The organism is Streptomyces sp. NPDC034086 (genome assembly GCF_055575515.1).
In genome coordinates this window covers 184066-209336 of the sequence record NZ_JBVISM010000005.1, presented here as the reverse complement: position 1 = coordinate 209336, position 25271 = coordinate 184066, and the positions used below count along the sequence as shown (strand labels likewise).

Below are 25271 nucleotides of genomic sequence, written 5' to 3'. Positions count from 1 at the left end.
TTCAGCGGTAGCGGGCGGAGGCGGCGGCGAAGGGCGTGGCGTGCGCCGGGACCGTGGCCAGGAGGGCGACCCAGGAACCGTCGGTGAACTCGATGTCCATGCGGCCGAACCGCGCGGCGCCCGCCGGGTTGGCGCGTACGGCGGCCACGGCCGAGCGGGGCGCTTCCCAGTACTGCTTCATCACGGGCGTCGTGTGCCACAGCGGCGACACGTCACCGAGGGCGAACCACCGCCGGTCGGTCAGGGCCAGTACGCAGGTGTGCGGCCCGCGTACGCCGGCCCGGCCGATGACGAAGTCTCCGGCGGCGCTCTGCCAGCCGCCCTCCATGCCCTTGGCCTCCGCCGCGTCGGGGGTCCGGCCGGCGGCGTCCGCCGCGCCGGCCGGCCTCGGCCGCCGGTGTTCCAGCGCCCGGGGCTTGGCCAGGTGGCGCAGCGGGCGGGACAGTCTCGCCTCGATCCGCTGCTGGAGGCCGGCCGGCTCCGGTGGGGGGAGCATCGACTCGGGAGGGGTGGGGACCCCCGGGCCGAGGTCGTGGGAGCAGACGGCTATGAGGTGCTCCCCCGGCTGGAGGAACTCCCGGGCGTGCTGGCGCATCTCCTCGTTCAACGGGTGCGCTCCTGTCCTTCTTCGGGTGGTCATGTCCGGTGATGGGCATTCTCTCCCATCATCCGGCTTTCATGATCACCGGGGCGGGTGTGCGGCCCGCCCTGCCGACCGGGCCCGCCGCCGTGGCGATCCAGGCGAGCGCCTGCACGGCGCCGGCGGCCGCGAACAGGGCCGCGGGTGCGAATCCGGCCGCCACCCAGCCGCCCAGCAGCGCCGCCGGCAGGATCGCCGCGAAGGAGACGGCGCGGTTCACGGCGACCACCCGGCCCATGAACGCGGCGTCGACGACCTTCTGCCGGTACGTGAACCAGCCGACCACGATCAGTGAGGTCGCCGCACCCGCCACGGCCCAGGCCGGGGCCAGGAGCCGGACGTCCGCGGTGACGGCGGGGGCCAGCAGGGCCACGGCGAGCGCCCCCATCCCGGCGGACAGCAGCCGGCCCTCGCTGAAGCGCTTGAGCAGCCGGGGCACGAAGGCGGCGCCCGCCACCGCGCCCGCGCCCTGGGCGGCGACGACCAGCCCGAGGACGAAGCTCGACTGCCCGGTGGCGTCCGTGACCACGTACACGAGGTTCGCCTCGACGGCGTGCACGGCGAAGTTGGTCAGGGTCAGCAGGATGGTGCCCTGCCGGAGCACGGGTTCGGCGAACAGGAGCCGGAATCCCGTGAGCAGGTCGGGGCCCATGCCGCGCACCGCCTCGCGCAGCGGGGTCCTCGCGGCGTGCGCCGGGGCGGCGGCGGTGAGGAAGACGAGGAGGGCCGACAGGGCGAACGAGACGGCGTTGACGCCGCTGGCCGCCGCCGGGCCGAGGAACGCGACGACGCTGATGCCCGCGATCGGCCCGAGCATGTTCAGCAGGCTCTCCGACCCCTGGACCCACGCGTTCATCACCGCGCGCCGCTCCTGCGGGACCCGTTCCATCAGGAAGCCCTGGAAGGCGGGGAAGTACAGCGGGCGCATGCAGGCCAGCACGAACGCGGCGACGTACACGGCGGACACGGGCGGGCTGTCCAGCAGGCACAGCAGGCCGATGACGCCGACCACCACCGCCGAGCACAGGTCGCAGCCGGTCATCAGGCGGCGCCGGTCCGCCCGGTCGGCGACCACCCCGCTGAACAGCCCGACCAGCACGTACGGGACGAACTCCAGCGCGTAGGTGAACGCGGCCAGGAAGGCCGAACCGGTCAGCTGGAGCACCAGCAGCGGCAGCGCGAAGCGGAACACCCAGTCCCCGCAGGTGGAGACGATGAACGCGGCGCGCAGCAGGCTCTCGTCCCGGCGGTCAGCCACGGCCGCCGTCCAGCGGCAGCAGCGGTTCGCCGACGACGGTCTCCAGCAGGGCGACCAGCCGGTCGAGCAGGCCGGTGACGAAGGCCCCGGGCAGCCGGTCGGCCTGGTAGTACGCGGCCAAGGTCAGCTCGTCGCCGCCCGCTTCCCCGACGAGCATCAGCTCGCTGCGCGGGCGGAAGCCCTCGTCCGACAGGGGGAAGGGGGTGGTGGTGGCGGGTGACAGGTCGAGGCCTCCGCCGTGGAGCTGGGAGTAGAGCATGTTGAGGACGACGCCGATGGGGGCGTCGGGGTCGGCGTACTCCCGCGGGTTGAAGGCCTTCACCAGTTCGGCGAAGGGGACGGCGGCGTTCTCCTGGGCGTCGAGGCTGTCCGAGCGCACGCGGCGGAGGGCGGCCCGGAAGGTGCCGGCGCCGGATAGGTCGCTGCGCACGACGAGGAGTTCGGCGAGCGGGGCCACCAGGTTCTCCCGGCCCTCCGTCTCCCGGTTGTAGACGTTGACCGCCACGGCCTGGTCGTCCTTGCCGGTGTGCTCGCGCAGGGCGACGTTGAGGGCGCACAGCACCAGCATGAAGAGGGTGACGCGCTCTCGGGCCGCGAAGCCCCGGACCGAGGCGACGAGTTCCGGGGACAGCCGGCGGACCTGGTAGCCGCCTTCCGGCGCGGCGCCGGGCTCCCGCTTGGGAACGTCCAGGCGGGGTATCGCGCCGGTGCCGGCCAGGCGCTCGCGCCAGAAGGACATCATGCGCTCGCCGTCGGGGCCCGCCAGCAGGCCGCTCTGTTCGCGTACGTGGTCCCGGTAGGCGTACGCGACCTCCGGCAGCCGCGCCTCGCGGCCGGCCGCCAGCTCCCCGTAGAGGGCGGAGAGTTCGTCGGTGAGCACGCCGCGTGCCCAGCCGTCGACGACGAGGTGGTCGAAGACGAGGACGACGAAGTGGTCCTCGTCCGCGACGCGCACCACGCTCACCCTCAGCCGCTCGTCGCGTCCGGCCGGGAGCGGACGGTCCGCCTCGGTCCGCACCAGGGCGACGGCCGCGGCCTCGTCGCCGTGGGCGTCGTGCACCTCGGCGCGCAGGGTGACGGCGGGCAGCACGGTCTGCCGCCGGGGGCCGTCGAACCGGGTGCGCAACGCCTCGTGGCGCTGGGCCAGCCGGGCCAGGGCCCGGTCGAGCAGCGGCAGCTCCAGCGGCCCGCGGACCCGGTAGGCCTGGGAGATCGTGCGGACCGAGGGGACGCCGAGGGCGCGGGCCCGCTCGTCCATCAGCAGCCGGCCCTCCTGGTAGCTCAGGGTCGGCAGGGACAGTGGTGCGGACATGTGCGTGTGCTCCTAGGCGGTGGGGAGGCCGGTGGCGGCGCGCTCGGCGACCAGGTCGGCGAACTCGCCGAACTCGGGGTACTCGAGGACCTCGCGCATGGTGACCCGGACGCCGAGGGCCGCCTCCAGCCGGGCCACCATCTGGGTGGCGAGCAGGGAATGGCCGCCGAGGAGGAAGAAGTCGGACTCCTCGTCGATGGCGGTGCCGAGGACCTCGGACCAGATCCGCTCCACGGTCTCCCGTACGGGGGTGTTCATCGGGACTCGCTCTCTCCGGCGCGCAGCCGGTTCCTGTCGATCTTTCCGTTGGCGGTCAACGGAAGCCTGTCGATGACGATGTAGCGGGCGGGCACCAGGTAGGCCGGCAGGGCGGCGCGCAGTCCCGCGCGGACGGCCTTGGCCAGTTTCCGGTCGTCGCCCTCGATGTACGCGGCGAGCCGCTTGCCGCCGAGGGGGTCGCTCTCCACGAGGACGCAGGCGCCGCGTACGCCGGGCTGGGCGAGGACGGCCTGTTCGACCTCGCCCGGTTCGATGCGGTGGCCGTTGATCTTGACTTGGCCGTCCTCGCGGCCGAGGAACTCCAGGGTTCCGTCCGGCCGGAAGCGGGCGAGGTCGCCGGTGCGGTAGCAGCGGATGCCGCGCAGCCGTCCGGAGGCGGGCACGGGGAAGCGCTCGGCGGTCTGCTCCGGCAGGTTCAGGTATCCGGCCGCCAGGCCGTCCCCGGCGGCCCACAGCTCGCCCGGCACACCCGGGGGGACGGGGTGGCCGGCGCGGTCGACCACGTACACCCGGGTACCGCGGACGGGGGTGCCGATGGGGACGGTGACCGCTCCCGGTGCGGGGGGTTCGCGCAGCGGGTGGCAGCAGGTGAAGGTGGTGTTCTCGGTGGGGCCGTAGCCGTTGACCACGGTCAGGGCCCGGTGGCGGGACAGTACGGTGGCGACGTGGTGCGGGGAGACGACGTCGCCGCCGGTGAACAGCCGCCGTACGCCCGCGAAGGCGTCGGGGCGGTGCTCGGCCAGCTGGTGGAACAGTCCGGCGGTCAGCCAGAGCGCGCTGACCTCCCGTGCGGTGATCAGGTCGGCCAGCTCGGCCAGGGACAGCGGGCCGGGCGGGGCGACCTCCAGGCGGGCGCCCCGGGCCAGGGTGCACCACACCTCCAGCAGCGCCGCGTCGAAGGTGGCGGGTGCCAGGTGCAGGACCGCGTCACCGGGGCCGAAGTCGATCCGTTCGTCACGGGTGAGGCGGGCGATGCCCCGGTGGGTGAGGCGGACGCCCTTGGGCCGCCCGGTCGACCCGGAGGTGTACATCACCGTGGCCACCTCGGGGACCGGTGCGTCCGGCGTCTCGGCGCGGGGGGCGATGCCCAGCACGCTGAGGGTGGCCCCCGGCGGGGCGGACGCTCCGGGCGCGGGGGGCCCGGCCGTCAGGGTGAGGGCCACCGCCGGGCCCTCCAGCATCAGGCGCAGCCGGGGCTCGGGGTAGTGCGGGTCGAGCGGCACGGCGACGGCCCCGGCCATCGCCACCGCGACGGTCGCCGCCACGGATTCCGCGCTCCGCTCGAACAGCAGCCCCACGGCGTCCCCGGGGCGGATGCCGCGGTCCCGCAGCGCGCGGGCGATGCCGTTGGCGTACTCCAGGAGTTCGCGGTAGGTCAGCAAGCCGCCGTCGCAGGACACCGCGACGGCGTCCGGCCGGCGGGCCGCCCAGGCGGCGAACATCCGGTGCGCCGGTTCTCCGACGGTCCCGCCGTCCTCGCCGGACCAGGCCGAGAGCTGCTTCCAGTGGGTCTCGTCCGTCAGGTCGAGCTCGCCGAGGGGGCGGCCGGGTTCGGCCAGCGCCGCGGCGACAAAGGGGCCCGCCGCGTCGGCGACCGCGGCGGCGATGTCGTCCGGCACCTCCGTGAGGGGGAACTCGGCGGTGCCGTCGGGCCGTCGCCGGGCGGACGGTCCGCCGGCCGCCGGGCCCGCGGCCGGCCCGGCGGCGAGGGTCGCGCTGTCGGTCCGGCACAGCCGTGCCACCAGCGCCGCGCACGCCGTGCCGAGGACGCGTTCGGCCGTGGTGCCCGCCGCCCGCGCGAGCGTTTCGGCCGCCGCGACGGCTTCCGCTTCCAGCCGGATCACCCGGGCGGTGTGCCCGGTCACGTTCGACGGCATGTCCAGCCCCTTCCCCTACGATCTTGAAAAGTGCGTACAGCCGACCGAGGGAGCAGGACATGACCACCCTGATCGTCTTCGACATCGACGGAACGCTGCTGCGCAGCGTCGCCCCCCACCAGGCCGCCTTCCACGCGGCGCTGGAGGACTGCGGGCTCACCGACATCGACCCGGCGTGGGGCGGCTACGCGCACCACACCGACTCGTGGATCTTCCGCGAGGTCTTCCGCCGCAACACCGGCCGCCTCCCCGGCGAGGCCGAGGTGCGGCGGTTCGCCGGCCTGCTCAACGAGCACTTCCTGGCCGTCACCGCCGGCGAGGGCGTCGAGGAGATACCGGGCGCCGCCGCCTTCCTGCGGGCGCTGGAGGCCGACGGCGCGTACGCGGTGGCCTTCGCCACGGGCGGCCTGCGGGAGGTGACCGCGGCCAAGCTGGCTCCGCTGGGCGGCGGGGCCGGCGGGCCGGTGTCCACCGCGAGCGAGCACACCTTCCGCGAGCACGTGGTGCGCGAGGCCGTCCACCAGGCCGTCGAGCGCAACGGCGGCGGCTTCGAGCGGGTGGTGTGCGTCGGCGACGGTCCCTGGGACGTACGGGCCGCCGTGGCGACGGGCAGCGAGTTCATCGGCATCGGCGCGGCCACGACGCCGTTCGGCGACTGGTTCCCGCGCACCCACCTGTTCGCCTCCTTCGACCAGGTCGACCCGGCCGGCGACTTCACCCTGGTTCCGCCGGCCGGACGGGTCGCCCCCGAGCCGCACCCGGACCGGGCGTTCACCGCCCGCCCGGTGGCCTGCCCCTGCTGGAACTGACCGCACGCTCACGTCCCGGCCTGCTCGGCGACCACCCGGACCAGCCGGTCGAAGCGGCCGGCGCCGGTGAGGGCGGTGGCGGGAAGCCGGATGCCGAACTCCGCCTCCACCGCGAGGACGATCTGCAGCTGGCCCAGCGAGTCCCAGCCCGGGGTGAGCCCGACCCCGCCGCCGCGTACGTCGGCGTCCGGGCCCAGGACCCCGCGTACGGCGGCCTCCACCCGGTCCGCGAGGTCCCCGGGGGCGGCCGCGGGTGCGGCGGTGGCCTCCGTGCGCGGGCCCGGGGCGCCGTCCCGTGACGGTGCGGCGGCGCCCTCGGGGGTGCCGTCGAGGGCGAAGCGGGTGATACCGCCCGTGGTGAGCCACACCCGCCGCGCGGGGGCGTCCGCATCGGCGGCTTCGGCGGCGACGACCTCGGCCACCTCCTCGGGCAGCAGGCCGAGCCCTTCGGGGCGTACGCCGGCCGAGTAGCGGCCCTGGACGTAGCCCGGCTCCACGACGACGGCGCGGATGCCGTGGGCGCCGTGGTGGCGGTCGATGCCGTGCAGCACGCTCTCGGCGGCGGCCTTGCCGGCGACGTAGTCCGACCAGCCGCGCGGGTGGTAGCGGACGGCCTCCGAGCCGATCAGGACCACGCTTCCGCGCTGGCGCAGCAGCATCCCGTCGAGGACCGCGTCGGCCAGGTCGCGCAGTGCCGCGTAGCCCACCTCCAGGTGCGCGGTGTGGCCGGCGGCCAGCGGTGCGGCGGCGGCGTGCACCAGTGCGGCCGGCCGCAGCGCGGCGATCTCCGCGGCGGCGGCCCCGCGGGCGGCGGGGTCGGCGAGGTCGGCCGTCACCGAGTGCACGGTGACCCCGGCCTCCTCGCACTGCCGTACGAGGTCCTCGGCGCCGCCGCGGTGCACGAGCGCCAGGTCCCAGCCCTGACGGGCCAGTTCGCGGGCGACGGCCGAGCCGATGTCCCCGGCGGCGCCGGTGACGACGGCGGTGCGGGCCGCGTCGGCCGGGAGCAGCAGTCCGCCGGTGGTCGCGTCGGGCCGCGGGCGGGGGGCGCGGGCGGTGCTGCGCACCTCGCCCTCGAGCACGACCTCGCGGTCCTGGTACGCCAGCACCCGGCAGGTCAGCACGCCGGCGCCGCTGACCGCGGTCACGCGCAGCGAGTAGTGGACGGGCCGGCCGAAGGAGACGGGGCGCACGGGGCGGAACTCCGTGCCGAGGATGACGGCCCCGGGTCCGGGCAGCACCATGCCGATCAGCGCGGACACCGGGCCGAGGGTCATCACGAGGGGGACGATCGGTGTGCCGAACTCGGTCTCGGCGGCGTGTCCGGGGTCGTGGTGCAGGGGGTTGTGGTCTCCGGTGACGGCGGCGAAGGCCGTGAACTCGGAGGCGGTGAAGGTGTGGCTGCTGTGGGCGATGTCGCCCGGCTTGACGTCATGCACGGTGGTTCTCCGCCTCGGTGTGGTCGACGATCCGCAGCCACGCGGGGGCGTGGTGCTCGCCGGTCAGGTCCAGCCGCCAGGTCCCCTCGGCCGCTCCGGGTCCGAAGCCGGCGTCCGCGAACACGGAGCGGCAGGGCGCGTTGCGCTCGGTGGGGATGACGAGCCCGTGCAGGCGGGTGCGTCCGCCGGCGGACAGGGACGCCGCCAGCCAGCGCAGCGCGCCCTCCTCGACGCCACGTCCCAGGACGCGGCAGGACAGCAGGTAGGTGTCCACGGTGCTCTCGGAACCCTGGTGGGTGAGCACCAGCAGGCCCAGGTCCTCGCGGGCGCTGAACCGGTCGGCCACGGCGAGGACGAACACGTCCGAGTCGGCGGCCGCGGCGAGGCGGCGCAGTTCGGCGCGGGTGTACCGGCGGGTCGTCGTGTTGAACTGGTTCGTCTTCGCGCACAGTTGTTCGGCGCGCGCCGTGTTGCCCTCGGTCAGGGGGCTGATGTGCAGTTCGGTGCCGAGCGAGGCGTAGAAGTCCTCGATCCGCTCGAAGCCGCGCCGTTGGCGTTCCACCTTCTCGCGGGCGCGGTACTGCTCGGTGCGGCGCCGGTCGGCGTCGGTCACGTTGAACACGGTGGTGTAGGGGCTGTCGAGCAGGGCGTCGGCGTATCCGGCGGGGTCCTCGGGCAGTTCCGGCACGATCACCTGGGGCAGGAACTCCCGGACACGGGCGCGCTCCACGGGGTTGTCGTCGAGGAACAGCACGTGCCCGAGGCCCACGTTGAGGCGTTCGGCGATGTCGGCGATGGCCTCGGCCTTGGGCCGCCAGCTGATCTCCGTCGCGACGAAGTCGTCCTCGCGCAGCACCATCCCGGAGTGCTCCCGGATCGCGCGCAGGGCGAGGTCCTCGTCGTTCTTGCTGCTGATGGCGAGCGCGACTCCCTGCTCGCGCAGGGACTTGAGGGCGCGCTGGAGCCTGCTGTGCGCGTTGCCCGGGTGGTCGGTGCCGATCTGGATGCCGTCGACGCCGTCCTCGCCGACGACGCCGTGCCACAGGGTGTTGTCCAGGTCGGTGACGATGACCCGCGCGGTGCGGCCGGTCACCGACAGGGTGAGTCCCCAGAACCTGCGGGCCAGCGCGCGGCTCAGGGCGGCGCCGTAGGGGACCCGGCCCACCAGCCACAGCCGCTGGTCGACGAGGGGGCCGCCGCCGGCGCGGGCGATGATCTCGGGCAGTTCGACGACGTGGACGTGTTCGTAGCCGTCGAGGGCGTCCCGCAGCAGCCGGTCCGCCTCGCGCAGCAGGGGGCCGGTGGACAGCGGGGAGGGCTGGAGCGGGGCGAAGGACAGGACGAAGACGGGCCGGTCGGTGGTCTCGGCGTAGGCGCGGACCAGTCCGGTGTAGTGCTCCATCGCCTCGGCGAGGCGTTCACCGTCGGCGGGGCCGAGGGCGTCGGAGGCGAGGACGTCCTCGAGCCGGTCGGTGAAGAAGCTCACGTGCGGGTCGAATCCGCGCAGGCCGGAGGCGGGGTCGTGGATCTCGCGGGCGAGCGTGCCGTACGCGGGTGTGTGGACGGTGTGCGGCGCGGAACCGAGGACCCGCCGTCCCTCGGCGCTGACCTCGGCGGCCAGGATCTCCAGGTTGCGGGTGCCCAGCAGGGCCAGCCGTACGGGCGCGGCGGCCAGCTGGCGGGCCCGGTGCTCGATCACGCGGGGTTCGCGGACCAGCACGTACGGGTCCGCGGTGATCAGTTCGTGGCACGTGCGGGCCAGTTCCCGGGTGGACACCGCCTCCACGGCGGCCCCCCACAGGCCGGTGCGGGCGAGCGCGCCGTCCTCGCGCAGCCGGTCGAAGACGGGGGTGAAGTCCAGGGTGGAGTTCAGGGCGGTGTCGCGGACGATCATCTCGAGGTCCACGGAGACGGGCCCGGCGCCGAAGTCGGCGGTGCCGCTCACGGTCATGGGGTGGCGGTACGGGACCTTTCCCAGCTCCTCGTAGCGGTGGACCTGGGTGCAGGAGTTCCATGCGGCGCCGAGGGTGACGATGCGCGCGTCATGGCGTTCGAACAGCTCGAAGACGGTGCCCGCGCCGAAGGCGGTGTCGGGCGGGCAGGAGGCCAGTTCGTCGGCGAGGGGGCCGGCCACGGCGAAGGAGTACACGGGGTGGGGGGTGCGGCGGACCTCGGGCAGGCCGAGGAACCATTCGACGAGGACGCCGGTGCTGGGGGCGGAGGTGCGGTGGTGGTACTCCTTCGTCCGGCAGAACTCGAAGGTGACGGCGGGCAGGGCGACCGTGACGCCCTCGGCGACCAGTGCGCGCAGCGCGGCGAGCAGGTCGCCGCGCAGCCCCTCGGCTGGGGTGCGGAAGGCGAACAGGCTGGAGTGCAGCACCATCAGGCGGTCGTGGGGGCGCAGGACGGACTTCAGCGCGGCGTGGATCTCGTCCCGGCGGGACGCGGCGGGCATCAGGAGGCTCCCGTGGCCAGGGGGGTGGGCCGTTCGGCCATGACGGCGGCGAGCGCGTCGGCCAGCCGGGCGTTCTCCTGGGGGGCGCGGCAGGCCACCCTGAGGTAGCGGTCGCCGTCCGGCATGGACTTGCCGCCGCAGTCCTTGATGAGGATGCCGTGGCCGGAGAAGGTGCGCCGGACGACGTCGAGCGCGGAGGTGCCCTCCGGCAGGCGCAGCATCACGTAGTTCGCGTCCGGGGGGTAGACCGTGACGCCGGGCAGGGCCGCGAGCAGGCCGGCGAGTTCGTCGCGGTCGCGCCGGACCTGGGCGCAGCTGGCGGCGAAGGCGTCCCGGTAGCGGGGCAGCAGCCGCAGGAAGGATTCGGCGAAGCCGTTGACGTTCCAGATGGGCAGGGCGGCGCGGACGTCGGCGACGAAGGCGAGGTCGGCCGAGAGCAGGTAGCCCAGGCGCAGTCCGCCGATGCCGTAGACCTTGCTCATGCTCTTGACGACGGTCAGGCCGGGCAGTTCGGCGAGGTCGGGCTCCAGGCTGTGGCCCGGTGCGCAGAAGTCCACGAAGGACTCGTCCACGACCAGCCGGATCCCGGCGGCGGCCAGCAGGCGGGCCAGGGAGACGAGGTCGGCGCGCGGGACGGCCATCGAGGTGGGGTTGTTGGGCGAGGTGATGATCACGGCGGCCACGCCGGCCCGCCGGGCCTCCTCGGCGACCCGTGCGGGGTCCATGGTGAAGGCCGGGGCGGGCAGCTGGATGCGGTGGATGTCCGCCTCGTCGAAGACGGCCTCGTACTCGTTGAAGCCCGGGACGACGAGCCCGACGCGGCCCAGCAGACCGCCGAGGATCTTGATGAGTTCGGAGGCGCCGTTGGCGACGACCAGCCGGTCGGCCGGCTGGCGGATCGCGGCTCCGAGGAGCTGCTGGAGCGGCAGGTGGCCGACGGGGTAGTGGACGAGGGCGTCGCGGAAGTCGTGGGCGAGCTCGTCCACCAGGGACGCCGGCGGGAAGTACAGGTTGTACAGGAGGCGGTGGTCGACGAGGTCGTAGCGCCAGTAGCCGCCGTGCAGGTTCTCCAGGATGGCCAGCCGGTCGTCGGCGTCGGCGAAGAGGTACTCGGCGGCGGCGTGGTCGGTCAGGTCGTCCACCTCGTACCAGCGCAGGTGTCCGCAGTCGACGCCGTGGACGGGGAAGCGGCCGCCGGTGACGGTGTCGGCGATGACCAGCTCGTAGTAGGCGCCGTGGCCGCCGTCGGCGATCAGGGCGGTGAGCGCGGGTACGAACTCCTCGCGCAGGTAGCGCTCGCGCAGCAGGTGGACGTTGGCGGTCTTGAAGGTCTCGCCGAGGTCGACCTCGGGACCCTGCTGGGCGGGCAGCAGCATCTCCGAGACGGTGCCGTCGGCGCCGAGGGTGACGACGGTTCCATTCATCGGAGGGCGGTGCGGAGCCACGGCGGTGATCACCTCGCCGTCCGCGGCGGCGAGGGCGAGGGGCAGTTCGGGGTCGAAGACCACGTCGCCCTCGACGAGGTAGACGTCCTGGTCCAGCTGTTCGCGGGCCAGCCACAGGGAGTAGGCGTTGTTGGTGGTGCGGTAGGCGTCGGAGTGGACGTACGTGACGCTCATGCCGGCGTGGGTCTCCCCGACCGCGGCGCGCACGTCGTCGGCGAGGTGGCCGACGACGAGGACGGCCTCGCGGACGCCCGCGGCGGCGAGGCTGTCGAGGGTGCGGAGCAGGATGGGCGTGCCGGCCACCGGGAGCAGCGGCTTGGCATGGTCGAGCCCGAGACGGCGGCCCAGTCCCGCGGCGAGGACGACTGCCCTGGTCGGCCTTTTCATATGTGGTTCTCCCCCGTGGTGGTGGTGTGCAGCAGGTCGTCGAGGACGATCTCGCCGATGTCGTGCTGGTAGAGCCAGACCCCGTCGGCTCTGCGGGTGTAGCTCGGTTCGCCGCCGATGTCGGCGGAGGGGGCCAGTCCGGCTCCCAGCCCGTACGCGACGAGGCGGGGGTGGGCCGTGCCGTGGACGTCCACGAGGTGGCCCCGGTCCGTGACGACGGTGCCGGTGGGGCCGGTGGCAGGGGTGAGCGCGGTGCCGTCGGCGTGGTGGAGGGGCGGCAGGTCGGCCTCGAAGCCGTTGGCCATGACGATGACGTCGGCCTCGGCGAGCGCCTTGTGGGCCGCTTCGGCGTCCCGCGGGTCGCCGGCGCGGAGCAGGCCCACGGGGGCGGGGGGCGCGCCGGGCAGCCCGAGCGCGGCCCTGGCCAGCTCGTGGGCACGGCCGCGCAGGCCCCCGTAGCGGTTGACGCGGCCGTTGACCGGACAGACGTCCAGCTCGGGGTCGAAGGCGTACCCGTCGGCGCGGGCCTCGTCCGCGCTGTCGTACCACAGCCGCAGCGCGGTGCGGTGGATCACCGTGATCCCGTCGGTCTCCCCCGCCAGCAGCAGGTCGACGGCCGACCAGGCGCTGTGCGAACCGCCCACGACGACGGCCCTGCCGCGTGCGGGGGGCGGGGTGTGGCGGGCGTCGATGAGCGACGAGGAGTGCACGACCTTGTCGCGGTGGGGGGCCAGTTCCAGGCCGGGGGCCACCTCGGCGTCGGCGTACCCGGTGAGCGGACGGCCGCCGGTGGCGAGCACGGCGCGCCCGGCGGTGATCCGGCGGCCGGAGCCGGTGGTGACGGCGACGCCGTCGGCGGTGAGCCGGACGGCCTCGGCGCGGTCCCGCAGGACTTCGCAGCGCGGGTGCGCCTCCAGCAGGCCGGCCACGACGGCGCCGAGGCGGCTCAGGAAGGGGGCGACCACCGACAGCGGCGGGTGGCCGTCGGCGTGGGCCCTCAGCAGCCGGGTCTCGGGCAGCGCGTGGAGGGCGGCGAACGGTCCGGTGTCGCCGAGGCCGTCGAGGCACTCCAGGAAGGGGCCGCCGAGGGAGTTGGCGCCGATGCGGTAGTGGGCGAGGCCGCCGGGTCCGACGGGCCCGGGTTCGACGAGGGCGATGCCCCGGCCGAGCAGCTCGTCGAGGCGGCCGGAGCGGGCGGCGGTGATGACCGGGCCGAGTGCTGCGGGTCCTCCACCGCAGAACACAAAGCCGAAGGAGTGGTCGGCAGACGGCAAGAGAGTTTCCCCCAAGAGCATGGTTCTCCGTCCCGGCATAACCGCCTGCGTGGTGTGCGCGAGTTGGGCCGGGAATGGCTGAACTGATCGCCGAATAAACCAAACACGGGGTGAACGATAAGTCAACACGACTTGATCACGGAGGCCGCCAATGGCCATGTCCGTTCACTGCGCCGTCCGTTGACGGACTGTGCTTCAATGTGCCCACTCGACGAAAGGGAGCGCGCGATGACCAAGGTCAGCATCTGTATCCCGGTGTACAACCGGCCTGCGGAGGTAGAGCGCGCCGTACGCAGCGCCCTCGAACAGACTTATAGCGATATTGAAGTCGTCGTCGTTGACAATGCGAGTACGGACGAGACCTGGGACGTCATCAGGAAAATCGCCGAATCCGATGCGCGGGTGCGGGCGTACCGCAATGATTCATTGCTCCCACGGGTCCTGAACTGGCGTCGCGCACTCGAATTGAGCGAGGGGGAATACGTCAAGCTCCTCTTCTCCGACGACTGGATATCCCCGGACGCGGTGCAGCGCTCGGTGGAGGTGCTCGACCGGTCCCCGCGCGCGGGATTCGTGTTCACGGCGATGACGTGGCACTACGAGCGGCCGCAGACCTGCTACCTGCACCGCGAGGGGCGGATGTCCTCGCTGGAGTTCCTGGTGCGGTCGGCCACGGTCGAGGACCAGGTGCCCGTCAGCGCCTCCTGCACCCTGATGCGCAGGGCCGATCTGCTCGACGTCTTCCAGGACGAGCTGCCCAGCAACCTGCCGTTCGAGTTCAGCCACGGGCTCGGGCTGGACGGCACCCTGCTGTGGCGGGTGGCCGACCGGTATCCGTACGTCCACCACATCGCCGCCGGCCTCGCCCACTCGGCGGACCCGCACTCGGGCGAGCCGAACACCCGGATGCAGATCGGCGCGGAGCGCCACGAGATGATGTGGTGGGCCTACCGCAACGCCTTCGCCCAGTCCCTGCTGGCCTCGCGGCGCCCCGCGCACCACCTGCGCGCCCTGCGGACGGCGCTGCTGGTGTCGTGCGTGCCGCTGCGGCCGACGGCGGTGGCCCTGCGCAACCTCCGGCTCTTCCGGCTGATGTTCCCGGGCCGCTGGTGGGACCTGGCCCCGCTGGCCGCACCGGTACGGGCCCTGGTGGCGCGGCGGCTGCGGGAGCCGCTGGACCCCACCATCCCGCTGTGACCGGCGGGTTCGGCGCCGGGGCCGGCGAGGCCGGGGCCCGGCCAGAGCCCGGTCAGGCGTAGTCGAGCCGGATGGCCGTGCCGATGGCTCCGAGGACGGTCCGGAGCCGGTCGTGGTCGGCGGCGGTGCCGTGCACGGTGCCCAGGTGGCCCTCCGTACCGGCGCGCCAGTGCAGGGCGCGGCCCGCCGCGGCGTCGGCCTTGACCTGCCAGACCTCCTCCATGCCGGCCACCTCGTCGAGCCCCCGGATCCCGGCCAGGGTGGCACCGGCGTCGGCGGGCGGTGTCACGAAGTAGACGAACTCCACTGCACGGAAAGCCAGTTCCGGAATCTCGGGCGGCAGACCGAGGGCGGCGCGGAGCGCGGCGCGCAGCAGGTCGAAGCCCGTCGAGCGCCGCAGCAGGGCCCCCACGTAGCCGCCCATCCGGCCGTTGACCTCGATCAGCCGGGGTCCGTCCGGGGTCAGCTTGATCTCCACGTGGGTCACGCCGTCGGTGATCCCGAGGGCGCGCAGGGCGGCGCCCGTCAGCTCGAGCACCTCGCCGGCCAGCGGCTCGGGCAGGGCGGCGGGCTGGAACATGCCCGTTTCCCGGAAGGGCTCGGCGAGCGGGAGCTTGCCCGTCACGCAGACGTGGCGGACGGTCCCCGCCCAGCTGACCGACTCCACCGACACGTAGTCACCGAATCCGGGCCCGGCGGCGTCCGGATCCCCCGCCAGCAGCTCCTCCACGACGAACTCCGCGTCCCCGCCGGCCAGGAAGTCGGCGGCGACCGCCAGCGCCTGCTCGACACCGTCGACCCGGCAGGTGTCCACGCTGCCCGCCCCGCTGCGCGGCTTGAGGACCGCCGGCAGGCCGACCGCGTCGAGGGCGGCCGCCACCTCCGCCACCGTCCGTACGCCCACGCAACGGGTCGACTGGACGCCGGCCTCGCGCAGCCTCGCCCGCTGCGACTCCTTGTCCACCAGGCCGGCCACCACCTCGGGGGTGTGGAAGGGCAGCCCGCACGCCCGCGCCAGCTCCGCCGTGGCCATGAGGCGGTATTCGCTGAAGGTGGTGATGCCGTCGGGGCGCAGTTCCCGGAGGGCGGCGCGTCGCCGGTCCGGCGTGAGCCCGGTGACGTCGAGCACCCGGGCGACCTCGCCGAGCCGCCGCACGACACCGGCCGAGCCGGGCAGGTCCTCGTCACAGACGAACACGACGGAACACAGCTTGCGGGCTGAGGCGAGGACCTCCATGTATCCGGCGGACCCGCGGTCGAACACCACTGCGAGGAGGGGGAGTGTGCGCATGCGCCCACGCTAGGCGGGCCGCCCGGCACCCGGCTCGAACGCCCGTCGAGCCCTCCTCGACGCCCGCCGCCACCGCACCGGCCCGGCTCCGGCCGGACACCGTCCCCGCTCCGGCCGGACACCGTCCCCGCTCCGGCCGGACGCGGGGGCGGCTCACGCCGGGCGCGGGCCCCGGGTCCGCAGGGCCTCCTCCAGGCGGTGGAGGTCCTCCGCGTCCTTCGCCCGGCGGGGCCGGCCCGGGATCCAGACCGGCGTCATCCGCTTGATCTCCACCTGGACGCGGGGGCTGACGATCGCGCACCGCAGCGCGCCGATGCGGCCGGGGGGAGCGTCCAGCATGCCGTCCGGCCACCGCTGCCCGGCCCACGGCCCGCCCGCGACGACGGGCCGCCCGGAGGGATCGCGGGCCAGCAGGGCGAAGCTGCTCTCCTCGCCCTGTTTGACGAAGTCGAGCTGCTGGCCGGCGGGCGGACCGGCCACCGGCTGGTACCCGCGGCGCAGCAGTGCGCCGGTGAGGGCGGGGGCGTCCTCGCTCCACGCGAACCAGTCGATGTCCTCGTGGTCCCTCGTGGGCTCGCCCAGGAAAAAGTCCATCGCCCATCCCCCTCGGAGCCGAAGCTCCAGCCCCAGGGTCCCGGCGATCTCGAGCGTCTCGGCGATCAGGCGCAGCTGGCGGTCGGTGCGTTCCACGTTGGTGATCAGGGAGGTCATGACCGGCCAGGCCAAGCGGTGTTCCGGCCGGGCGCCGGGCGCGGGTCAGGTCTCCTCCGGGACGTTGACGTCGAGGACGCAGATGTCGTCGCGGTTTCCCGGCCGCAGCGCCGCAAGCGAGCGGGCCAGGGTGTCGCCCCGGCCCTCCCGGAGGAGGCGCAGGGCGGTCCCGGCCAGGCGGGCGAGGCCCTCTTCGATGTCCTCGCCGGGGTTCTCCACCAGGCCGTCCGTGTAGAGCAGCAGGTGGTCGCCCGGCAGCAGGTCGATCGTGTCCTGGCCGTACGTGGCGTCGAACGCGGCCCCCAGCAGGCTGCCCTCGGGCTGCGGCAGGTACCGCGCCTCACCGCCCCGGATCAGCAGCGGCGGCAGGTGGCCGGCGCGCACCCAGGTCAGCCGGTGGTCCCAGGGCTGGTAGCGGCCCATCACCATCGTGGCCGTGGCGCTGTGCGGATCTCCCGCCGTGTGCATGAGCAGGGTGTTCAGCAGCCGCAGGACGTCCGGGAGGGGGGAGCCGGTGATGGTCATGCCCTTGGTGGTGAACCGCAGCTGCGCCATGGTGCCGACCGCGCCGAGGCCGTGTCCCGCGACGTCACCGACGACGAACAGGGCGCTCCTGTCGGGGAGTTCGATCGCCGAATACCAGTCGCCTCCGACGTTGACCCCGCTGTCGGCGGGCACGTAGGCGACGTCCACGCGCAGCCCGGCCAGCTCCAGCGACTGCTGGGGGATCGGCAGGAGGGTGTCCTGGAGGCGGGCCGCGAGGGCGCGTTCGGCCTTCAGCATGCCGCGCTGGACCAGGTTGGCGCGTTCGCTCTCCAGCAGGGCCTGTTCCGTGTCCCGCTGCGCGGTCATGTCCTGGAAGAAGCCGTGCACCTCGATGGGGCTGCCGTCCGCGTCCGTCTGTGCCTCCGCCACGATCCTCAGGTGCCGTACTCCGTGACGGGTGGTGATGCGGAACGGCTGGTCGATCGCCCTGCCGTCGCCCAGCAGCCGCCGCACCGCCGAGGACAGCCCGGGCAGGTCCTCGGGGAGCAGGTGGCGGGGCAGTTCCTCCAGCCTCATCGGGCCGAGCCCCGGATCCCGGTCGAAGATCGCGTAGACCTGGTCGGACCAGGTGATGGTGTCCGTCACCAGGTTCCACGCGGCCCAGCCGAGGTTGCCCAGCCGCTGCATGTCGGCCAGTCTGCGGGTCTCCCGCTCGCTCGTGTCGTGGCGGATCCACGAGACCACCAGCCGGTCCCCCAGCCGGGCGGCGCGCACGGAGTACACGGACTGCTGAGGTACTCCGGCGGTGACCTCCTCGTAGACGAAGGGATCGCCCTCGTACACGGTGCCCGTGGCCAGCGTCTCCAGGTAACCCTCCCACAGGGGGGTGCCCGCCACCGTCGGGTAGGTTTCCAGGACCCGCCGCCCGACCAGTTCCTTGCCGCGCCGGCCCGCCACGTCGACCGATTCCGACGACGCCGCCTCGATCCGGTAGTCCTCGACCTCGCCCGTGGCGGAGCGCAGCGGCGTGAGCAGGACCGCGGGCCCGGCCAAGGAGTCGAAGACGGTCTGCACGGACTCCACGTCCGCGTCCAGCGGGTCGGGGTCACGGAGCCGGTGGTCTTCGCGCAGGAGCCCGCCGCAGAGCCGGACGGCCCGCCTGAGCAGGGTGCGGCTGCGGGCGTCGAAGGGGCCGTGCCGGGTGCGGAGGAAGCCGACGACGGCCGTCACCGGCCCGTCGCCGGGGACCGGGAGCCAGGCCCGGGAGGGCCACCGTTCGGGAGGATCGCCGATCAGCATGTACCGGTCGGCGTCCTGGTCCGGGTCCTCCAGCCAGACCGCCTCACCGGTGCCGGCGGCTTCCAGCGCGGCGACTCCGCTGAGCGGCGGGATGTGGCTCCACTGCTCGGCCGTCTCGTCGCCGGCACCGGCCTGGCCCGCCAGCTCCAGGCTGCCGGCCGGGGACACGGTGTAGATCATCACCGCGTCCACGTCCTCCGGTTCACCGAGAGCCGAGCGCAGCAGCTCCGCCACCCCTTCCGCGGTGCGGACGCCGGCCAGTTCCCGGGCCAGCCGGGCGAGGATGCGCCGGTTCCCGGCGGGGCGTCCCGCGCCGATGACGAACCGGCCCGTGCGGAAGACCGAGCCGGAGTCCCGCTCCGGCGCTCCGGTGGCCGGCGCGGCATCGGCCGGGGCGGGGCCGGCCGCCGGCGGCGGCGCTTCGGCGGGGCCCCTGCCGGTGCGGCCCAGGGTGATCCAGCATTCCTCCAGGAGGCTGCGCCCGTGCTCGGCGGCACGCTCGAGCAGCAGTTGGTGGGCCGCGTCCGCCGGGACGTCGGCCTGCGCCATCACCACGCCCTTGGCCCGCTCGAGGACGGCCGTCACCGACGCCACGCCCTCCAGGTCCACCACCTCGGCACGCAGCTTGGCCACCACCTTGGCCAGCGCGAGCACCTCCGGGGCCGCGGCGTCACCGGCAGCACGAAGCACGGACTCGCCCTCCATACGTCGAGGATGCCACGCACGGCTCCGGCGGGCGTGCGGAACGGCGGGGCCGCCCCGTGCCGGGTTTGTCGGGGGGCAGGGCGGGCAGCCGCGCCTTACGGGTTACAAGGCCCCGGGACGGAGGCCCAGGATGTCCACAAGCACACTCATAGCGGTCATCGTCGTCGCGGTGGTCGTGGTGATCGCCCTCGCCGCGATCATGTGGCTGCTGGCGCGGCGGCGCCATCTGCGCGACCGCTTCGGACCGGAATACGAGCGCACGGTCGAGGAGAAGGGCGGCGCCATGGCCGCCGATCGCGAACTGCGCGCCCGCGAGGCGCGGCACGACAAGCTCGACATCAAGGAACTCCCCCCGGACCGCAGGCGCCACTACGCCGAGCAGTGGACCGGCGTCCAGGAGCACTTCGTGGACCGGCCGACGGGTGCCGTCGAGGAGGCCGACGAGCTCGTCTCCCGGCTGATGCGGGAGCGCGGTTACCCCACGGAGGGGTACCAGGGGGCGGTCCGCGACCTGTCGGTCGAACACGGCCGCACGCTGGAGCACTACCGGGCGGCGCACGACGTCCGGGCGCGGAGCGTGGACGGGCGTGCGACGACGGAGGAGCTGCGCGGTGCGATGGTGCACTACCGCGCCCTGTTCGAGGAACTGCTGACGGACCAGAGGAGCCGGTGAGATGCGCAACCATGACGAGAACGAGCCGGCCGGGGGCGCCCCCCTGAGCACGGAAGACCTCGCGGCCCACGGCTCCGAGGGCCGCGACGTGCCGGTCTACCCGGGCGAGGCGGCCGGGGACACCCTCTCCGGCGGCGCGGACGGCACCGTCTCCGGCCGGGATGACCGGGCGGTGCCGGGCCGGGACGACGAAGGGCCGGCCGGTGACGATGAAGGCCTGGTCGGCCGGGACGAACGTTTGGTCGGCCGGGACCAAGGCCTGGTCGGCCGGGACGACGACGTCACGGCCGTCCCGGGCGGCGGGGGCGCGGGCAACCGTGGCACGGCCGGGGAGCCGGTGGAGCCGGACGCGGGGGACGATCAGCCGCTGCTGTCGGCGGAGGAGGCCGAGCGCTACCGCTCCGCGTGGGGTGAGATCCAGGGCCGCTTCGTCGACGACCCGAAGGACGCGGTGACCTCCGCGGACGGTCTGGTGGCCGAGCTGATGCAGAACCTCGCCGGGACGTTCGCCGCGCACAAGCAGGACCTGGAGGGCCAGTGGCAGCGAGGTGACCAGGTGGCCACGGAGGACCTGCGGATGGCGCTCCAGCAGTACCGGTCGTTCTTCAACCGGCTGCTGAAGACCTGAGGAACCTGACGGAGGAGGAGCCCGCAGCGCGGGGAGCGGGGGCGCCACGGCACCGGCCGTGGCGCCCCCGCTCCCGTACGGGGTCGCTGCGCGGCCTCGGTCACTGCGAGGCGCAGCCGATGCACTCGACGTCGATCTGATCGGCGAGCTCGGTCAGTACGTCGGCCAGTTCGGACACCGTCTCCTCGTCGGCCGGCAGCTCGCCCGTCTCGGTGGCGTGCAGCCAGTCCGCGGCGAGCCGGCGCAGCAGGCCGGTGACGTGGTCGGCGGGGATCAGCAGACCACCGTCTTCGGCGGGGAACAGCGGTATCGAGACCTGGATCATGGGACTTCCTCCCGGACGGCTCCTTAACGGCGGCTACCCGCGCTCCGGGAGGACAACCGTCGCCCGGGGCTCAGGTGCCGTCCGGTCCGCCGGCCGCCGCCAGCGCGGTGAGGACCCGGTCGGGGGTGAGGGGCAGTTCGCGGATCCGGCGGCCGGTCGCCCGGGCGAAGGCGTTGGCGATGGCGGCTGCCGCGCCCACCGTGCCGATCTCGCCGATCCCCTTGCTCCCCATCGGGTTGAGGTGCTTGTCGTGCTCCTCGACCCAGTACGCCTCGATGTCGGGCACGTCGGCGTGCACCGGAACGTGGTACGAGGCCAGGTCCCGCGCGGTGAAGTCGCCGTACACCGGGTCCAGCGGGGCGTGCTCGGTGAGCGCCATCCCCAGGCCCATCACCATGCCCCCGACGAACTGCGAGCGGGCCGTCAGCGGGTTGAGGACGCGGCCCGCGGCGAAGACGCCCAGCATGCGCAGCACCCGTACCTCGCCGGACACGGTGTCGACGGAGACCTCGGCGAACTGGGCGCCGAAGGCGTGCCGGGCGTACGGCGAGCGCTGTTTGGCGGCTGCCGTGGTGTCCGCCGAGGCGCACAGCCCGCCCTCGGGCACCTTTCCGTCGCGCCGTGCGAGTTTCAGCGCGAGCGCGCGGCACGCCTCGTGCACCGCCCAGCCCCAGGACGCGGTGCCGGACGAGCCGCCCGCCAGGGACGCCGGGGGCAGCCCGGTGTGCCCCACCTCGCACCGCACCCGCCCGGCGGGCACGCCGAGCGCGTCGGCGGCCACCAGGGCCAGGACGGTCCGCGCCCCGGTGCCGATGTCGGTGGCGGCCAGCTCCACCCGGTAGGTGCCGTCCGGCAGGGCGTGCGCCAGGGCCTGGGAGGGGGCCGCCAGGGCCGGGTACGTGGACGCGGCCACGCCCGCGCCGGTCAGCAGGGCGCCCCGGGGCAGCGGCCCGCGGGTCTGCGGCCAGCCGAAGCGCCGCGCGCCCTCGCGCAGGCAGGCGACCAGGTTGCGGCTGCTGTACGGGCGGCCGCCGTCCGGCTCGGCGGAGGGCTCGTTGCGCACGCGCAGCTCGACGGGATCCATTCCCAGGGCGTCGGCCAGTTCGTCCATCGCGGACTCCAGCGCGTACATGCCGGGGGTCTCCCCCGGGGCCCGCATCCACGAGGGGGTGGGCACGTCGAGCGGGACGACGCGGTGCGCGGTGAGCAGGTCGGGGGCCGCGTACATGACCCGGGCGGGGACGGCCGCCTGCTCGACGAACTCGCGGATGCGCGAGGTGTGGGTGGTGACCTCGTGCGCCAGGGCCGTGAGGGTGCCGTCGGGCCGGGCGCCCAGGCGCACCCGGTGCAGGGTGGGGGCGCGGTGCCCCACCACTTCGTGCAGGCCGCCGCGGGGCAGAGCGAGCTTGACGGGCGCCCCGGTGTGGCGGGCCGCCATCACGGCGAGCACCACGTGCGGGCGGGTCGTGCCCTTGCACCCGAAGCCGCCGCCCACGTGCTCCGAGTACACGGTGATCCGGTCCTCGGGCAGCCCGAAGAGGGAGGACAGGTCGGCGCGCACGGTGCAGGCGCCCTGGCTGGAGTCGTACACCGTCAGCCGGCCCCCGTCCGCCTCCCAGACGGCGGTGGCGGCGTGCGGCTCCATCGGGTGGTTGTGCAGCGGGGGCACCGCGTACCGGCAGTCCACGCGGACCGGGGCGGCGGCGTGCGCGGCGGCCGCGTCGCCCCGCTCCCGGCGCGCGGGATAGCCGCCGTTGGCCGTCTCGGGCGCGTAGGCGTCGGGGTGCTCCTCGTACAGGCGGACGTCGGGGGCGGGGCCCTCGGTGTCGTACGTGACGGACACGGCCCGGGCGGCCTCCCGGGCCCGTTCCAGGGTGTCGGCGACGGCCAGTGCCACGTACCAGCCGTGGTGCGGCACCCGGTCGTCCTGGAGGAGCCGCAGCTCCGGGTCCTCGGCCGGTCCCAGCCGGGGCGCGTCGGAGGCGGTGAGCACGGCCGCCACGCCGGGCAGCGCCACGGCCGCGGCCGTGTCGACGCGGGCCACCCGCCCGACGGCGACGGTGGCGGGCACCGGCCAGGCGTACAGGCAGCCGGGCGGGGTGTGGTCGGCGGCGTAGCGGGCGGCGCCGGTGACCTTCTGCGCGCCCTCCCGCCGGGTCGCGGGCGCACCGAGCGCGGGGAAGCCTTCCATGGTCTGTCTCCCTCTTTCCTTACTCCGCCCTGGCGGGCGGGGCGGGTGCCCGCCGGGGTCAGTCCTGCCCGGGTGCGGCGAGCCGGCCCAGCACCGCGCAGGCGAGGTTGCGGGCGAGGAGCACCTTGAAGGCGTTGTCGCGCAGCGGGCGGGCCGCCTCCAGCTCGGCTTCGACGGCCGTGCGGACGGCCTCCGGCGTCGGGCGCTCGCCGAGCAGGCGCTGCTGTGCGATCCGGGCCCGCCAGGGCCGGTGGGCGAGTCCGCCGAAGGCGAGCGCGATCCGTGCCACCCGGCCGTCCCGGACCTCCAGGACCGCCGCGACCGAGGCGAGCGCGAAGGCGTACGAGGCCCGGTCCCTGGCCTTGCGGTAGGCGGACGGCACGCCGAAGGCCCCGGGCGGCAGCACCACGGCGGTGACGAGTTCCCCGTGCCGGAGCGTGGTGTCCCGCTCCGGCTGCTCCCCGGGCAGCCTCAGGAAGCCGTCGAGCGGCACGGTGCGGACGCCGTCGGCGCCGGTGACCTCCACCTCGGCGTCCAGCGCGCTCAGCGCCACCGCGAGGTCGGAGGGGTGCGTGGCCACGCACAGCGGGGAGTGGCCGAGCACCGCGTGGTCGCGGTTGACGCCGTCCATGGCCGCGCAGCCGCTGCCGGGGTCCCGCTTGTTGCAGGGCTTGGACACGTCCTGGAAGTAGCCGCAGCGGGTGCGCTGGAGCAGGTTGCCCCCGGTCGTCGCGGCGTTGCGCAGTTGTGCCGAGGCTCCCGACAGCAGGGCCTGGGAGAGCACCGGGCAGCGGGCCCCGGCCAGTGGGTGCGCGGCGAGGTCGGTGCCGCGGACCCCGGCGCCGACGCGTACCGCGCCGCCGGCGGTGGTCTCGACCCCGCCGGGCAGGAGGCGGGCGACGTCGACGACGGTGTCGGGCCGTTCGACGCCGAGCTTCATCAGGTCGACGAGGTTGGTGCCGCCCGCGAGGTAGGCGGACCCGGGCCGGGCGCCGTGGGCCGCGGCGGCCTCGGCGAGGCTCGCGGGGCGGACGTAGCGGAAGGGCTTCACGCGATCACGTCCCGCACGGCGTCGACGATCCGGGGGTAAGCGCCGCACCGGCAGAGATTGCCGCTCAGCCGCTCGGCGATGTCGTCGCGGGTCAGTCCGGCGTCCTCCGCGGCCGCCTCGGCGAGCAGGCCGACGGCCGAGCAGAGCTGGCCGGGCGTGCAGAAGCCGCACTGGAAGGCGTCCCGGGCGACGAAGGCCTCCTGGAGGGGGTGCGGCCGTCCGTCGTCGCCGGCGAGACCCTCGACGGTGGTGATCCGCGCGTCTTCCTGGGCTACGGCGAGGAGCAGGCAGCTGTTGAGGCGCCGCCCGTCGACGAGCACGGTGCACGCCCCGCACTGGCCGTGGTCGCAGCCCTTTTTCGCCCCGGTGAGGTCCAGCCGCTCGCGCAGCGCGTCGAGCAGGGTGGTGCGGTGGTCCAGGTCGAGGACGTGCCGTTCTCCGTTGACGTGGAGCGTGACCTGCGCGTGCGTGGCCCCGTGGCCGTCCATGACGAAACGCCTTCCTCTGCGCCGGCCCCCCGCCCGGTGAGGTCTAACCGGGCGGCGGCCCCGCGCCCCGCCGCGCCGCCCGGTTCCACCCGATCGGATTCGGACGGCGGAAGCTGGGCAGGCGCCGTGCGGGGGCCCTCGAAAGGCGTGCGGGGCCCCGCGAAAGGAGTTCACCATGGCGGAGAAGGCCAAGGGCAAGATGGAGCAGGCCAAGGGCAAGGCGAAGGAAGCCATCGGCAAGGTGTCCGGCAACGACCGGATGAAGACCGAGGGCAAGGTCGACCAGGCCAAGGGCAAGGCCGAGGAGACCATCGGCAAGGCCGACCAGCGCGCACGCGGAGTCGGCGACTCCCTGCGCGGCCGTCGCCGCGACACCTGACCCGCATCCCGTACCGCGTGCCCCCTGCCGGTCCGGCAGGGGGCACGCAGATCTCAGGAGGTGGCGGCCATGCGCACGGATACGGCGGCCCCCGCCCTCGGCGGTGCGCCGTGATCGCCCGGGCGTCGAACGTGGGGCAGCGTCAGGAGACCTGCGACGAGCGCGCCGACCGGCTCTGGCTGGAGCTGATGCACGAGGTGCGCGTGGTGCTCACCGCCGTGCAGCTGCTGCTGGCCTTCCTCCTCGCGGTGGCGTTCACTCCCGCCTTCGGGCACCTGGGCGGGACGGACCGGCTGCTCTACCTCGTCTGCGTCCTGTGCGGGGTCGGCGCCATGGCGGCACTGACCGGGCCGGTCGCGCTGCACCGCCTGGTGACGGGGCTGCGGCTGAAGCCGGAGACCGTCGTCTGGGCGTCACGGCTGGTGGCGGCGGGCATGGCCCTGCTGCTGGCGATGACGTCCCTGGGCATCCTGGTGCTGCTGCGCCAGGTCACCGCCCCGGGCACCGCGCTGCTCCTCGACACCGGCCTGGCCCTGTGGTGCGGCGTCTGCTGGCTGGTCCCGGCCGTCCTGCTGCGCCGCCGCCGGACCCGCCCGGGCACCGCCGCGGCGGCCGTGACCGCCCGCGACGGCCACGCCCCGGTGCGCTCCGGGGCGGGCCGGGCGCTCTGAC

Annotated in this window: 22 protein-coding genes; 6 read left to right on the top strand and 16 right to left on the bottom strand. The window is 74.5% G+C overall.

Annotation, left to right across the window (positions count from 1 at the left end; all coding sequences use genetic code 11):
- Position 1 precedes the first annotated feature (1 nt).
- From ACZ514_RS15560 to ACZ514_RS15540, 5 genes are read right to left on the bottom strand one after another with little or no spacing between them, the layout of a single operon-like run.
- Complete coding sequence (locus tag ACZ514_RS15560) at positions 2 to 607, bottom strand: hypothetical protein (protein ID WP_469124930.1); 606 nt, start codon at positions 605 to 607, stop codon at positions 2 to 4.
- A gap of 58 nt (positions 608 to 665) precedes the next feature.
- Positions 666 to 1898 (bottom strand): MFS transporter, encoded by a 1233-nt coding sequence (locus ACZ514_RS15555; RefSeq protein WP_468168461.1) that lies wholly within the window; start codon positions 1896 to 1898, stop codon positions 666 to 668.
- A complete protein-coding gene (locus tag ACZ514_RS15550) occupies positions 1891 to 3210 on the bottom strand; it encodes a condensation domain-containing protein (RefSeq protein WP_469124929.1) in 1320 nt (439 codons plus the stop codon). Before ACZ514_RS15550 ends, ACZ514_RS15555 begins: the two co-directional genes overlap by 8 nt.
- 12 nt (positions 3211 to 3222) lie before the next feature.
- On the bottom strand, positions 3223 to 3468 hold the full coding sequence (locus ACZ514_RS15545) for a phosphopantetheine-binding protein (protein ID WP_388937813.1): 246 nt from the start codon (positions 3466 to 3468) through the stop codon (positions 3223 to 3225).
- A complete protein-coding gene (locus ACZ514_RS15540) occupies positions 3465 to 5366 on the bottom strand; it encodes an amino acid adenylation domain-containing protein (RefSeq protein WP_469124928.1) in 1902 nt (633 codons plus the stop codon). The genes ACZ514_RS15545 and ACZ514_RS15540 overlap by 4 nt, the downstream gene beginning before the upstream one ends.
- Before the next feature lie 59 nt (positions 5367 to 5425).
- Between ACZ514_RS15540 and ACZ514_RS15535 the strand changes: the two genes are divergently transcribed.
- Positions 5426 to 6175 carry an HAD family hydrolase gene (locus tag ACZ514_RS15535; protein ID WP_468168452.1) on the top strand — a complete coding sequence of 250 codons (750 nt, stop codon included), beginning with the start codon at positions 5426 to 5428 and terminating at the stop codon, positions 6173 to 6175.
- A gap of 8 nt (positions 6176 to 6183) precedes the next feature.
- On the opposite strand, the gene ACZ514_RS15530 is transcribed toward ACZ514_RS15535, so the two are convergent.
- From ACZ514_RS15530 to ACZ514_RS15515, 4 genes are read right to left on the bottom strand one after another with little or no spacing between them, the layout of a single operon-like run.
- Positions 6184 to 7614, bottom strand: coding sequence for an SDR family NAD(P)-dependent oxidoreductase (locus ACZ514_RS15530; RefSeq protein WP_468168449.1), 1431 nt, complete (start codon positions 7612 to 7614; stop codon positions 6184 to 6186).
- Positions 7607 to 10069, bottom strand: coding sequence for an HAD-IIIC family phosphatase (locus tag ACZ514_RS15525; RefSeq protein WP_468699105.1), 2463 nt, complete (start codon positions 10067 to 10069; stop codon positions 7607 to 7609). The genes ACZ514_RS15530 and ACZ514_RS15525 overlap by 8 nt, the downstream gene beginning before the upstream one ends.
- Positions 10069 to 11901 (bottom strand): aminotransferase class I/II-fold pyridoxal phosphate-dependent enzyme, encoded by a 1833-nt coding sequence (locus ACZ514_RS15520; protein ID WP_468168443.1) that lies wholly within the window; start codon positions 11899 to 11901, stop codon positions 10069 to 10071. Before ACZ514_RS15520 ends, ACZ514_RS15525 begins: the two co-directional genes overlap by 1 nt.
- On the bottom strand, positions 11898 to 13175 hold the full coding sequence (locus tag ACZ514_RS15515; protein ID WP_469124927.1) for an FAD/NAD(P)-binding protein: 1278 nt from the start codon (positions 13173 to 13175) through the stop codon (positions 11898 to 11900). The genes ACZ514_RS15520 and ACZ514_RS15515 overlap by 4 nt, the downstream gene beginning before the upstream one ends.
- A gap of 228 nt (positions 13176 to 13403) precedes the next feature.
- On the opposite strand from ACZ514_RS15515, the gene ACZ514_RS15510 reads away from it, so the two are divergent.
- Positions 13404 to 14372 (top strand): glycosyltransferase family 2 protein, encoded by a 969-nt coding sequence (locus ACZ514_RS15510; RefSeq protein WP_468168437.1) that lies wholly within the window; start codon positions 13404 to 13406, stop codon positions 14370 to 14372.
- A 52-nt stretch (positions 14373 to 14424) separates the two neighbouring features.
- Here the strand turns inward: ACZ514_RS15510 and ACZ514_RS15505 are convergent, their stop codons facing one another.
- The 3 genes from ACZ514_RS15505 to ACZ514_RS15495 all read right to left on the bottom strand — a co-directional run bounded on the left by ACZ514_RS15505 (position 14425) and on the right by ACZ514_RS15495 (position 18864).
- Positions 14425 to 15663, bottom strand: coding sequence for an ATP-grasp domain-containing protein (locus ACZ514_RS15505; protein ID WP_468699097.1), 1239 nt, complete (start codon positions 15661 to 15663; stop codon positions 14425 to 14427).
- 153 nt (positions 15664 to 15816) lie between these two features.
- Positions 15817 to 16374: a nucleotidyltransferase domain-containing protein gene (locus ACZ514_RS15500; RefSeq protein ID WP_469124926.1), complete on the bottom strand. Its 558-nt coding sequence runs from the start codon at positions 16372 to 16374 to the stop codon at positions 15817 to 15819.
- A gap of 45 nt (positions 16375 to 16419) precedes the next feature.
- On the bottom strand, positions 16420 to 18864 hold the full coding sequence (locus tag ACZ514_RS15495; RefSeq protein WP_469124925.1) for a SpoIIE family protein phosphatase: 2445 nt from the start codon (positions 18862 to 18864) through the stop codon (positions 16420 to 16422).
- A 130-nt stretch (positions 18865 to 18994) separates the two neighbouring features.
- On the opposite strand from ACZ514_RS15495, the gene ACZ514_RS15490 reads away from it, so the two are divergent.
- On the top strand, positions 18995 to 19537 hold the full coding sequence (locus ACZ514_RS15490; protein WP_468168425.1) for a hypothetical protein: 543 nt from the start codon (positions 18995 to 18997) through the stop codon (positions 19535 to 19537).
- 1 nt (position 19538) lies between these two features.
- Positions 19539 to 20165, top strand: a complete 627-nt coding sequence (locus tag ACZ514_RS15485; RefSeq protein ID WP_469124924.1) for a hypothetical protein — start codon at positions 19539 to 19541, stop codon at positions 20163 to 20165.
- 100 nt (positions 20166 to 20265) lie between these two features.
- On the opposite strand, the gene ACZ514_RS15480 is transcribed toward ACZ514_RS15485, so the two are convergent.
- The 4 genes from ACZ514_RS15480 to ACZ514_RS15465 all read right to left on the bottom strand — a co-directional run bounded on the left by ACZ514_RS15480 (position 20266) and on the right by ACZ514_RS15465 (position 24220).
- Positions 20266 to 20490 (bottom strand): DUF6213 family protein, encoded by a 225-nt coding sequence (locus ACZ514_RS15480; RefSeq protein WP_468168419.1) that lies wholly within the window; start codon positions 20488 to 20490, stop codon positions 20266 to 20268.
- A gap of 70 nt (positions 20491 to 20560) precedes the next feature.
- The gene (locus tag ACZ514_RS15475; protein ID WP_469124923.1) at positions 20561 to 22681 is read right to left on the bottom strand and encodes a xanthine dehydrogenase family protein molybdopterin-binding subunit; all 2121 of its coding nucleotides are present in this window, start codon (positions 22679 to 22681) and stop codon (positions 20561 to 20563) included.
- A 58-nt stretch (positions 22682 to 22739) separates the two neighbouring features.
- Positions 22740 to 23732: an FAD binding domain-containing protein gene (locus ACZ514_RS15470; protein WP_469124922.1), complete on the bottom strand. Its 993-nt coding sequence runs from the start codon at positions 23730 to 23732 to the stop codon at positions 22740 to 22742.
- A complete protein-coding gene (locus ACZ514_RS15465) occupies positions 23729 to 24220 on the bottom strand; it encodes a (2Fe-2S)-binding protein (RefSeq protein WP_469124921.1) in 492 nt (163 codons plus the stop codon). The genes ACZ514_RS15470 and ACZ514_RS15465 overlap by 4 nt, the downstream gene beginning before the upstream one ends.
- A gap of 175 nt (positions 24221 to 24395) precedes the next feature.
- Between ACZ514_RS15465 and ACZ514_RS15460 the strand changes: the two genes are divergently transcribed.
- Together ACZ514_RS15460 and ACZ514_RS15455 are read left to right on the top strand one after the other, a co-directional pair.
- A complete protein-coding gene (locus ACZ514_RS15460; protein WP_468168407.1) occupies positions 24396 to 24599 on the top strand; it encodes a CsbD family protein in 204 nt (67 codons plus the stop codon).
- A 131-nt stretch (positions 24600 to 24730) separates the two neighbouring features.
- On the top strand, positions 24731 to 25270 hold the full coding sequence (locus tag ACZ514_RS15455; RefSeq protein ID WP_469124920.1) for a DUF6328 family protein: 540 nt from the start codon (positions 24731 to 24733) through the stop codon (positions 25268 to 25270).
- Position 25271: the final 1 nt, after the last annotated feature.